10 protein-coding genes are annotated in these 11559 nt (G+C 63.7%); 8 read left to right on the plus strand and 2 right to left on the minus strand.

The annotated features are described in order from the left end of the window. Positions 1-192 precede the first annotated feature (192 nt). From AC1MCA_RS00005 to AC1MCA_RS00035, 7 genes are all read left to right on the plus strand, one after another. Positions 193-1743 (plus strand): ABC transporter substrate-binding protein, encoded by a 1551-nt coding sequence (locus AC1MCA_RS00005; RefSeq protein ID WP_479800275.1) that lies wholly within the window; start codon positions 193-195, stop codon positions 1741-1743. A gap of 63 nt (positions 1744-1806) precedes the next feature. Next, positions 1807-2748, plus strand: coding sequence for an ABC transporter permease (locus tag AC1MCA_RS00010; protein WP_479800277.1), 942 nt, complete (start codon positions 1807-1809; stop codon positions 2746-2748). Then, on the plus strand, positions 2745-4541 hold the full coding sequence (locus AC1MCA_RS00015; protein WP_479800278.1) for a dipeptide/oligopeptide/nickel ABC transporter permease/ATP-binding protein: 1797 nt from the start codon (positions 2745-2747) through the stop codon (positions 4539-4541). Before AC1MCA_RS00010 ends, AC1MCA_RS00015 begins: the two co-directional genes overlap by 4 nt. Positions 4542-4544: 3 nt before the next feature. Further along, positions 4545-5393, plus strand: coding sequence for an ATP-binding cassette domain-containing protein (locus tag AC1MCA_RS00020; RefSeq protein WP_479800279.1), 849 nt, complete (start codon positions 4545-4547; stop codon positions 5391-5393). Then, entirely contained in the window at positions 5390-7249 is a 1860-nt protein-coding gene (locus tag AC1MCA_RS00025; RefSeq protein WP_479800280.1) for a glycoside hydrolase family 3 protein, read from the plus strand. Before AC1MCA_RS00020 ends, AC1MCA_RS00025 begins: the two co-directional genes overlap by 4 nt. Next, on the plus strand, positions 7250-7879 hold the full coding sequence (locus tag AC1MCA_RS00030) for a TetR/AcrR family transcriptional regulator (protein WP_479800281.1): 630 nt from the start codon (positions 7250-7252) through the stop codon (positions 7877-7879). 11 nt (positions 7880-7890) lie between these two features. Then, complete coding sequence (locus tag AC1MCA_RS00035; RefSeq protein ID WP_479800282.1) at positions 7891-9564, plus strand: sulfatase family protein; 1674 nt, start codon at positions 7891-7893, stop codon at positions 9562-9564. Here AC1MCA_RS00035 and AC1MCA_RS00040 read toward each other — a convergent pair. Beyond that, positions 9551-10015: a DUF3237 domain-containing protein gene (locus tag AC1MCA_RS00040; protein WP_479800283.1), complete on the minus strand. Its 465-nt coding sequence runs from the start codon at positions 10013-10015 to the stop codon at positions 9551-9553. The genes AC1MCA_RS00035 and AC1MCA_RS00040 overlap by 14 nt on opposite strands. A gap of 77 nt (positions 10016-10092) precedes the next feature. Further along, positions 10093-10269, minus strand: a complete 177-nt coding sequence (locus tag AC1MCA_RS00045) for a hypothetical protein (protein WP_479800284.1) — start codon at positions 10267-10269, stop codon at positions 10093-10095. Between the two features lie 49 nt (positions 10270-10318). Here AC1MCA_RS00045 and AC1MCA_RS00050 point away from each other — a divergent pair, with 49 nt between their 5' ends. Then, positions 10319-11389: a quercetin 2,3-dioxygenase gene (locus AC1MCA_RS00050; protein ID WP_479800285.1), complete on the plus strand. Its 1071-nt coding sequence runs from the start codon at positions 10319-10321 to the stop codon at positions 11387-11389. The last annotated feature ends 170 nt before the right edge of the window (positions 11390-11559 follow it).

The raw sequence follows: 11559 nt of genomic DNA on the forward strand, positions 1-11559 counted from the left end.
TTGCTAAGGACACTAGTCGAACATACCAAAACCGGTTTTGGGTTCCATCAACTTCTTTTGCCCGGGATTTAGGCAATGGAGACATCTTCGTAAAGAAACCCTTGCAGTGAATACTTAACTCAGTTTAGTATGTGACTCAGCGCACAGGCCCACGAGCGCCCGACCTACCACAACGGAGTTTTAGGAAGAGACATGATGAGCACCAAAAGGCGAGTTCTCTCGACGGTGGTGACCGCCGTCGTCGCATCCCTGGCATTCACTGCCTGCAGTGGCAGTGCACCCCAGGAATCCACGACCACCCAGCAGGGGCCGGCGACGGCACCCCTCCTCAGAGTCGGTTCACTTCAGGAGCCGACGAGCTACGATCCCGCTCAGTCCAACGAAGGGCACCTTGCCCCCATCTACCAGGCCGTATATGACACCCTCATCAAGCGGGACCCGGACGGCGGCCTTAGCCCCATGCTGGCCACATCGTGGGAGCCCAGCGACAGCAACAAGACCTACACCCTGAAGCTGCGCGAAGGTGTTAAGTTCACCGACGGCACCGCTTTTGATTCCGCTGCGGTGAAAGCAAACCTTGAGCACTTCACCAAGGCCAATGGGCCCCTGGCCGGAACGGCGCGGAGCGTCCAGACTGTACAAACCCCTGATGCCACCACCGCCGTGATCCGTCTCTCCGAACCTGATCCGGGACTGCCTTACTCCCTCGCCAACGCGGCGGGCTACATGGCCAGCCCCACGGCCATCGGCACCGAGGGCATCAAGACCAAGCCCGTGGGGTCGGGGCCTTACACCCTGGATTCCGCCAACACGGTGGCCGGTTCAAAGATCACCTACACCCGCAACGCCGATTACTGGGGCGACAAGCTGCCGTATGACAAGGTCGAGTTCCAGATCCTGACTGATGAGACCGCCCGCCTTAATGCGCTCAAGTCCGGCCAGATCGACGCCGGCGTGCTCAACCGCGCCGCCACTGCCGCCGAAGCCGAAGGGGCAGGACTGCTCCACAAGCCCTACGAGGTGAACTGGGAAGGCATCTTCTTCTTTGACCGTGATGGAACCAAGCTTCCCGAACTCAAGGATGTCCGGGTCCGCGAGGCCTTGACGCTGGCCATCGACCGCGAAGCACTCCTGCAGGCCGTGCACCTCGGCAAGGGCACACTCACCAGCCAGACCTTCCGGCCAGGCACTGAGGGCTATGACGGGTCCCTTGACGGTAAATACACCTACGACCCCAACCGTGCCCGCGAGCTCCTGAAGGAAGCCGGCGCGGAAAACCTCACGTTCACCTTCCCCATCACCCAGGTATTTGACCCGTCGATCTTCGATTCCATCATCCAGAACTGGCAGGACATCGGAGTGACCGTGAACCGTCACCAGTGGGGACCAGGCCAGGCCATTCCGTCCATGCAGCGCGGCGAGTTCCCGATCTCCTACATGGCTTTGAGCCAGCGTGACGATTGGCGGCACATTCTCTTCCAGATCGCACCCACCGCGCCGTGGAATCCCTTCAAGACCCAGACGCCGGAACTGAACGCCCTGATCACGAAGGCCCAGACAGGCGACGAAGTTGACCAGAAAGAGGCCGACAAGGCGATCAACAAGCTCATCGTCGATGAGTACTGGTTCAGCCCGCTCTACCGGCTGGAAGCTCACTTCTACCACTCCGACAAGGTTGAGGTGGAGCCTCAGACGGAGCAGGCCGTGCCGTCCATCTACAACTACAAGCCCATCGGCAAGTAGCAGTCCGCGTGGGCCGGGGTTATTGCCCCGGCCCACGCGGCTACTCGGACAGAGGAGTCCAAAGTGACTATTTTTCTGCTGCGGCGTCTATTCTCCGCCGTAGTCCTGCTCGTGGTCGTGTCTTTCCTGGCCCGTGTGCTTCTCTACCAAGGAATCGGTGATGTCGCCCGCAATGTCCTGGGCGAAAATGCCACCGAGGAGCAGGTCGCACTCAAGAACCAGGAGCTCGGCCTCGACCAGCCCCTGATTGGCCAGTATTTCGACTGGCTTACCAACGCCATCTCCGGAGACCTGGGCGTCTCCTTCTTCAGCAGCCAGCCGGTGTGGGACACATTGTTGATCCGGCTCCCGGTGACCCTGAGCCTGGTGGTCGTGGTGACCTTGCTGACGGGGGTCGTCGCGTTCGCGGTGGGCATTTACGCCGCGGTGCGAAAGGGCTGGGTGGACCGTACGCTGCAGATCCTGGCCACACTGGGAGATGCGCTGCCACCCTACATCGTGGCCCTGTTCCTGGTTACGTTCTTTGCCATCCAGCAGAAGATCTTCCCCGCCACGGGCTTTATCCCCCTGACTGAGTCACCGGCCGGCTGGGCCAGGACCATCACCCTTCCGGTCATTGCCCTGGCAATCGGTGGCGTCGCCGGGGTGGCCCAGCAGGTCCGCTCTTCCACCCTCGGAGTGCTCCACCATGACTACATTCGGACCGTCCGCAGCCGCGGGCTCTCTGAGCGCAGGATCATCCTGACCTCCGTGTTACGCAATGCCTCCACGAACGGCCTGACCAGTCTGGCGGTCCAAGTGGTGGGAATCCTCGGCGGCGCCGTCTTCATCGAAGTGTTGTTCGCCCTGCCCGGGCTGGGTTCGCTGGCCGTCGAGGCAGCCTTCCGCACCGATCTGCCCCTGATCGTCGGAGTGGTTCTCGCCCTGATGCTCATCGTCGTCACCGTCAATCTCGTCGTCGATATCCTCGTCGCCTGGCTCAACCCGAAAGTCCGACTGTCATGACACTTGCGACAGAAGTACCCACCGACGTCGAACCCGTCGTCCCCCGCTCTGGCCTTGTCCGCCGGTTCCTCCGCAACCCCTTGGGGCTGATCTCCACCCTGGTGCTCCTGGCCGTTGTTGTGATCGCCGTTGCGGTGCCCTACCTTGGGCTGCCCGATCCCAATGGCGTGAACCTGCGCGAAGCGAACCGCCCGCCAGGCGCCGCGCACCTGCTGGGCACCGACGGCTCCGGCCGGGACATCTTCAGCCGCATCATGTGGGGCACGCAGGTGCTCCTCATCGGCTCCGGCATCTCCTTGGCCATCTCCCTGGCCATCGGCGTGGCCACCGGCCTGATGGCCGGCTACTATGGCGGCTGGTTCGACAGCGTGGCGTCCTGGTTCAATAACCTGGCCATGTCGCTTCCGGGCATCGTGGTGCTCCTTGCTGTGACCACGGTCGTAGGACCGAACGTTTACATCGCCATGGCCACCTTCGGCATACTGCTCACGCCGGCCTTCTTCCGGGTGGTCCGGGGAGCGGTGCAGGCCGTGCGCAATGAACTCTACGTTGACGCCGCCCGCGTCTCAGGCCTCACCGACACCAGAATCATCGCCCGCCACATCCTCACTGTGGTCCGGGCACCGGTAATTATCCAGGCGGCCCGCGTGGCCAGCATCGCCATCTCCGTCCAGGCAGGCCTGGAACTCCTCGGTATCACCGACAGCACCGTCCCCTCCTGGGGCAACATGCTCAACGAAGGCTTCCGCAAAATCGCGCTGAGCCCAGGGCTCATCCTCTGGCCCAGCCTTGCCATCGGCCTGGTCTCCATGGCGCTCATCCTCGTCGGTAACGCGCTCCGTGATGCCCTGGAAGACCGCGGCCACAGCACCACCCGTGCAGTCCGGCTCTCGGCCCGGGCCGCTGGCGACCCGACCGCAGCCGTACCGGTACCCGCACATCCGGAAAAGGCACTCCTGTCGGTCCAGAACCTCAAGGTCGCTTACGGCACCGCCGGCGGACAGAAGGAAGTGGTCCATGGCGTGACCCTGCACGTGGAACCCGGCGAAGTCCTGGGTCTGGTAGGCGAATCCGGATCCGGCAAGACCCAGACAGCATTCTCCGTGCTGGGCCTCCTGCCCGAGGGCGGACGCGTTTCGGCGGGGTCCATCTTGTTTGATGGGAAAGAACTCACCACCCTCGGACCCAAGGACCGTACCGCCCTGCGCGGCACCGACATCGCGTACATCCCGCAGGAGCCGATGAGCAACCTGGACCCCTCCTTCCGGATCGGGCACCAGCTCACCGTCCCCATGCGGACAAGGCTCGGGCTCTCCAAGCACCAGGCCACCAGCCGTGCCCTGGAACTGCTGGCCAAGGTGGGGATCGCGGACCCGGAGAAGACCTTCAAGTCCTACCCCCACGAAGTCTCCGGCGGCATGGCCCAGCGCGTACTCATTGCCGGCGCCATCTCCTGCAGCCCGCGCCTGCTCATCGCCGATGAGCCCACTACCGCCCTGGACGTCACGGTACAGGCGGAAGTGCTTGACCTGCTGCGGGACCTGCAGCGTGAAACAGGCATGGCCGTGGTCATGGTGACGCACAACTTCGGTGTGGTGGCGGACATCTGCGACAGGGTGGCCGTGATGCAGGCCGGGCGCCTCGTGGAAGTAGGCCCGGTGGAGACGATCCTCACCAAACCATCCCAGGACTACACGCAGAAACTCCTCGACTCCATGCTCGAAGACGGCCCAGCCCGGCCCTATCCCTTTGACGATGACGACCTCGCCTCGCCCCTGAAAGCCAAGGAGTAAACGATGACGACCACGAACCGGCTTTTGGAAGTCGAGAACCTCGCCGTGGAATACCCCGGCCGCGGCCGCAAGCCGGCTTTCCGTGCCCTGGAGGACATTTCCTTCGCCATCCGGCCGGGAGAAACCCTGGGCCTGGTGGGCGAATCCGGTTCCGGAAAGACCACCATCGGCAGGGCCATACTCGGCCTGGCCAAACCCTCGGCCGGCCGGATCACCTTTGACGGCAAAGACATTACCCACGCCGGCCGCAGTGACCGGCGTGCCCTCAGCCGCGACATCCAGGTGGTGTTTCAGGACCCGTACACGTCCTTGAATCCGTCCATGACAGTGGAAGACATCCTCTCCGAGCCCCTCACCATCCAAGGCACCAACAAGAAGGATGCCCTCGAACGCGTACGCGGGCTCCTTGACCGGGTTCACCTTCCGGCCAACTCGGGCGGCCGGCTCCCCCGCGAGTTCTCCGGAGGCCAGCGGCAACGCATCGCCATCGCCCGCGCTATCGCCGTCAAGCCACGCCTGATTGTTTGCGATGAACCTGTCTCAGCGCTGGACCTCACCACCCAGGCCACGGTCCTGGACCTGCTGGTCGAAATCCAAGAGGCCACAAAAGTCGCCTACCTTTTTGTTTCCCACGACCTGTCCGTGATCCGCCATATCAGCCACAACGTCATCGTGCTGTACAAGGGACACATCGTTGAGCAGGGCCGTGCCGCCCAGGTCACCTCCCAGCCAGTCCACCCCTATACCCAAAGGCTTTTCATGTCCGCTCCTGTTCCCAACCCCGCCCAGCAGCGCGAACGCCGCGAAGCGCGCCGTCAGCTCGTCACCGCAACCTCGGAGCAGGCAGCATGAGCGTGGAACTTGCGCCCGAATTCCAGCGCACCCCGGAAGGCGCCCTGTTCCGGGACCTCAACGGCAACGGCATCATGGACCCCTACGAAAACCCGGGGCTGCCCGTTGCCGAGCGGGTTGAGGACCTCCTGGGCAGACTCTCCCTCGAGGAAAAAGCCGGACTGATGTTCCAAACAGTGGTCAGCGCCGCCGAGAACGGAAAGCTCGGAGACGAGACCCCCCGGCCAAGCCAGGCCACTGTTCAGCAAGTCGTCGCCGACAAGTACATCAACCACCTCAATCTCCACTTCGTACCCGAACCAAAACTCGCAGCCCGCTGGGTAAACGAACTGCAGCGCATGGCCACCAACTCCAGCCCGCACGGGATCCCGGTGACACTGTCCACCGACCCCCGCCACTCCTTCATCGAAAACTGGGGCGCATCCTTCACCGCCGCGTACTTCTCCGCCTGGCCCGAGCCACTAGGCCTCGCTGCAGTCAGGGACGAACAGCTGGTCCGCGAATTCGCAGCCATCGCCAGAGCCGAATACACCGCTATAGGTATCCGCGCCGCCCTCCACCCCACCCTCGACCTCGCCACCGAACCACGATGGGCACGCCAGTACAGCACCTTCGGCCAGGACAAGGACCTTGTCGCCCGCCTCGCCCTGGCGTACCTGGACGGATTCGAAGACCAGCCCTTGGGCGCCGGCAGCGTCGCCTGCATGGCCAAACACTTCCCCGGCGGCGGCCCCCAACGGGACGGCGAAGACCCGCACTTCCCCTATGGGCGCGAACAGGTCTACCCCGGCGGCATGTTCGAGCATCACTTGGAACCCTTCAAGCGCATCATCGCCCACGGCGTCACGGCCATCATGCCCTACTACGGCATGCCCATTGGCCTGGAACTCGACGGCGAGAAGATCGAGGAAGTCGGTTTCGGGTACAACCGGCAGATCATTACCGGACTCCTGCGCGAAAAACTGGGGTACGACGGCGTCGTGTGTACCGACTGGGGCCTGGTCACCGAATCCCGTCTCTTTGGACGCCAACTCCCGCCGCGCGCCTGGGGCGTCGAACACCTCTCCGAAACGGAACGCGTCCTCAAGATCATTGAGGCCGGCTGCGACCAATTCGGCGGCGAAGAATGCCCCGAGCTGGTCGTTGCCCTGGTCCGCGAAGGACGCCTCACCGAGGAGCGCATTAATGAATCCGCCCGCAGGCTGCTGAAAGTGAAGTTCGAACTGGGCCTCTTCGACAACCCCTACATCGACGAAATCCAGGCAGAAGAACGGACCGGGCTTCCCGAATACGTTGCAGCCGGCCAGCAGGCCCAGGCCCGCTCCGTGACCGTCCTGAAGAATGAGCTGACTAACGGCTCGGCGCTCTTGCCGCTGGCTTCCGGTCTCCGCGTATTTTCTGATGAGCTAAGCCCGGAAGTACTTACCGAGGCCCGTCTCATCCCTGCCGCCGATCCTGCCGACGCTGATGTGGCAGTTGTCCGGGTCGCAGCCCCCTTCGAGTTCCGCGATACCTACATGCTGGAAGCCAGCTTCCACGCCGGAAGCCTCGAATTCGACCAGGAAACGATCGGCAAAGTTCAACGGTTGGCTGCCTCCGTTCCGGTGATTCTGGTTCCACACCTGGACCGCCCCGCAGTGTTGACCCCACTTGAACCGCACTGCGCTGCCATTGCGGCCGTCTACGGGGCCTCCGATGCTGCGGTCCTCCAGGCCCTCACCGGAACTGTGCCTCCGGAAGGACGCCTGCCGTTCCAGCTGCCCCGGTCCGAAGCAGCTGTGGTAGCGTCCCGTCCAGACGTCCCCGGGGACACACAAGACGCGCTCTACGAGTGCGGGTTCGGATTGGAGCTGTAAATGGCAGCCGGCACGGAAGTACCGGCCCGGAAGCGTGGAACGTACGCCAAGGGCAGGGCTGCACGGGAGCTCATCCTCCAGACCGCTCTGGACGTGATTGGCCGGAAGGGATACACCGCCACCTCTCTGCGCGATATCGCCGACGAGGCGGGCATGACCCAGGCAGGGCTGCTCCACCACTTTGACACCAAGGAGAACCTGCTGGCGGAGGTACTCCGGAAACGTGACGACGTGGACAGGCAGCACTTTAGCCCCGCGGATGTCACGGAATTACCCCTGATCATCCAGCTGGCCCATCACAACATGGAGGTTCCGGGCCTCGTCCAGCTCTACGTCAGCCTGCAGGCCGCGGCAGTGAACCCCGATCATCCTTGCCACGACTATTTCCGTGAACGCGACCTCGTGGTCCACGGCCGGATCACGAGGGACATCGAGAAGCGCCAAAAGGCCGGTACGTTTGACCCCAATGCGGACCCGCGCCTGATTTCCCGTATGCTCCTGGCCCTCTCCGACGGGCTCCAGGCGGAATGGGCGGTCAACCCCGACGTAGACCTGGCAGGGACACTGGATGCCTTTTGGAGTAGCTACGTCATCAAGGGAAATGCTGTTATGACTCCGGCCGAAGCCTGACGGTGCCGGACGTGCAGCCGGGAGACAGCACTACGCCGCCGAACCCGCCGAACATCCTCTGGATCTCGACGCACGATATCAACCCCGATCTGGGCTGCTACCGGGGTGTGTGGCCGGGCGCCGAGTACGCCGTGACTCCGAACCTGGACCGGCTCGCCGCCGAGGGTGCCAGGTATGACAACGCGTTTGCCTCAGCTCCGGTGTGTGCGCCGGCGCGTTCGGCCATCATGACCGGCTGCTTTCCCACGGCGATCGGCACGATGCATATGCGGACCAAGGCGGTCCCGCCGCCGGAGGTCCGCCTCTTGCCCGAATACTTCAGGGCGGCAGGTTACTACTGCACGAACAACGTTTTCACGGACTTCCAGGTGGCCACCCCACCCACTGCCTTCGATGACTGCAGCAGCACCGCCCACTGGCGTAACCGTCCTGACCCGAAGATGCCCTTCTTCGCCGCGTTCCATGGCATGACCACCCACGAGTCGCGTATCTACTATGCCGAGGAAGCCTTCGCGGAGGCCACCCCGAACGTTCCGCCGGAAGCCAGGCACAGACCTGATGAAGCCCCCCTTCCGCCGTACTATCCGGACACTCCCGTCTTCCGGGGGGCGTGGGCGCGGTACAGCGATCTCATCACCGAGATGGATGTTTGGGTGGGAGGCATCCTGGGCCAGTTGGAGGAGGACGGGCTGACGGAATCCACCATGGTGGTGTTCTGGAGCGACCACGGCCGCGGTATGCCGCGGGCCAAGCGCTGGCCGAATGAGGCAGGCCTCCGGGAACCGCTAATCATCCGCTGGCCCGGCGCGATCACGCCGGGGACGGTACGGCCTGAGCTTGTCCACACCATGGACCTCGCCCCCACCATGCTCGCGGCCAGCGGCATCCCGGTTCCCGGCCACATGCACGGCCAAGCACTTTTCGACGGCGGAGGTGGCTTCAACGAAGAAGCCAACCGGTTCGCCTTCGCCGGCAGGGACCGCATGGACGAGGCCGAGGACATGTCCAGGACGGTGCGGGATGACCGTTACCGCTACATCCGGCACTACCATCCGGACCGTTCCGGGATGCCGCATATTCAGTATCCTGACCACCTCGAAACGTGGGCGGAGTTCCGGGAGTTGGCTTCCCAGGAAGCGGGGCAGCTGGGGCGGGGCGTTAGGCCGAACCTGCTGACTGAACTGCAGCGCAGCGTGGTGGCCACCCGAAGACCGGCGGAAGAGCTGTACGACGTCCTCGCCGATCCGCACGAGACTGTTAACCTGGCTGGCCACCCGGAACACGCGGCCGATCTACAGCGGCTGCGCTCGGCGCTCCGGGACTGGCAGGAAGAATATGGCGACCTGGGACTGCTTCCCGAGGCCGAACTGATTGAACAGTGGAGGCCGGACGGGAGGCGGCGCCGCACGGAGAAGCCTGACGTGGCATTCAGTGACGAGGGTCTGGTTGCGCGTTGCGCCACCGCCGGCGCATCCATCGGGTGGACCCTTGATTGCGCCATGGGCGGAGTGCCGCCGCGCAGCCCGCTGGACGAGGTGACGGGAGCTCCGGAAAGCAACGGACGCCGCTGGAACCTATACACAGAGCCGGTTCAGGCACCTGAAGGAACAGAGGTGTGGGTCGGAGCCTGGCGCCTGGGATTCGAACCAAGCCCCGAGGTCGCCGCCGTCTTCACTCGACTGTAAAGACGTCGAGCCGCACTTCGTCGGGGAGCCGGATCCCGGAGGCGATGAATATGCGAGTACCAAGCCAGGACCACTGGCCGCCTGCGGCGAACCGGGGTGTGGAGCGGAAATAGATCCGTGCCGGGTCCACAGGAACACCGGCCACGAGCGCTGCAATGTCCTCCGCTGAGCCGCTACGGATGCCGGCGTTGCTCACGTAGATGCGTTCACCCTGGTGGGTCTCCAGGACGTACTTGGCTTCCAGCTCAGTGGTGGTTGCCGTGCGCAGCAGCTGGAAATCGGCGCCGGCCGGAAGTACCTTGCCCGACAGCGCGGGGCCAGTGAATTCTCCCCCGATGATCGGAATGACCCGGCGGACGCCCTCAGGCGTTTCCCCTACTTCGATTGCTGGACCCACCCGGACGCTGATCGAGGTGAGGAAGGTGCAGGGAGGCGGAGCCGGCTGGGTCATCGTGTCCTTGTGGTCTTGGTGGGGCGCAGCAGGCCTGCGGGTTCAGTGCCTGCCGCTGCGCAGATCCTATCGCGGGCTCACAGTACCTTGGCCAGCACCGGCACACGCTTGATCAGGAGCCGCCTCAGGACGAACGAACCGGCGGGCACATCGACCGGCCGGCCCGTACGTTTGCGGCCGGCCGTGGAAACAAAATGAGTCAAGGCTTTCAACCAATGAAATTCCGGCTCACCATCCACTGGAGGATCGGCCATGCTGAGTCGCAGGACCCGTTTCGGGCGAAGCACAGGAAAGAAGGAACCGATGTCCCTCAGCGTTGAGGAAATGAACCAGCAACTCCCCGTGGCGAATTCCCTGCCGGGCGAGGCCGTCCCCTACTACATGGCTTCCGGGGAAGGCGCCCGGCACGAGGTCAACGGCCAACTGGTGACCGTGATCGCCCGGGCAGCCGACACCGGCGGGATCTTCAGTGCCGCCTTCATCTCCGGTGGCATGGGCGCTGAATCACCGTTCGTCACCCACAGGATCGAGCACAAGACCCTCTATGTCTTCGATGGCATCCTTCATGTCTGGCTGCCCGGCGAAAGCCGCATTCTCACCCCCGGCGATTCGGTGGTCATCCCGCCGGGAACACCCCACGCCTACCGGATGGCCAGCCACTACACACGCTTCCTGAACTGGATGACACCCGGTGGAGGGGAGGCCTACTACGAACGCGTGGGCACCCCCATCGACTCCCATGTTCCGCCCGTCCGTGCCGGCCACCAGGCCAGCCTCCGGGAGCAGGCCGAAGTCGGTGCGGAATTCGGCATCACGTTCCCTGACGTGGAGCGCGTGACGCCCACCTTGCAGCAGGACAGCGGACTGCCCGCGGTGCAGAGTCCGTACTTCCTCAGCGCCGGTGAAGGCGAACGCCTGGCCAGCTACCAGACCATGTTCACCTACCTCTCCCGGCCGGCGAACACAGGGTCCAACTACTTTGCCGTTCACACCAAAGGCGCCAAGTCCCCGTACATCCCGCTGCACTTCCACTCCGAGCACACGGAGAACTTCCTCTGCACCGAGGGCCGGATGTGGCTGTACGCTAACGGCCGCGAGATGCTGCTGACCAAGGGTGACTTTGTCCATGCCCCCGCCGGCACCATCCACTCGTTCGCGCTGGACTCGCACAACACCCAGATGGTGGGCTTCCTGACGCCGTCGGTCTTCAACGGGTTCTTCGAGTATTTCAACAAGCCCACCGAGGACTACATGTACACCGAAGGCGGCACGCCGTACATGGACATGGAGGGCTTCGGCCGGGCCCAGGCGGAGATGGACCTCACCGTAGTGGGACCCCCGCCGCAGCGGCGCACAGCCCTGGAAATCTCCTAGCGCTTCCTGGGTTCAACAGAGGCCCGTCAAACAGAATGGCCCGGACTTCCGAAAGGAAGTCCGGGCCATTCGTTTCGAAACCCAACGGGTGTTTCGAAACCCAACGGGTGTTTCGAAACCCAACGCGGGGTCACTCCCGGACCGATAAAGTCGATTTATTGGGCGTGGAG

The organism is Arthrobacter sp. BK1, from assembly GCF_056680055.1.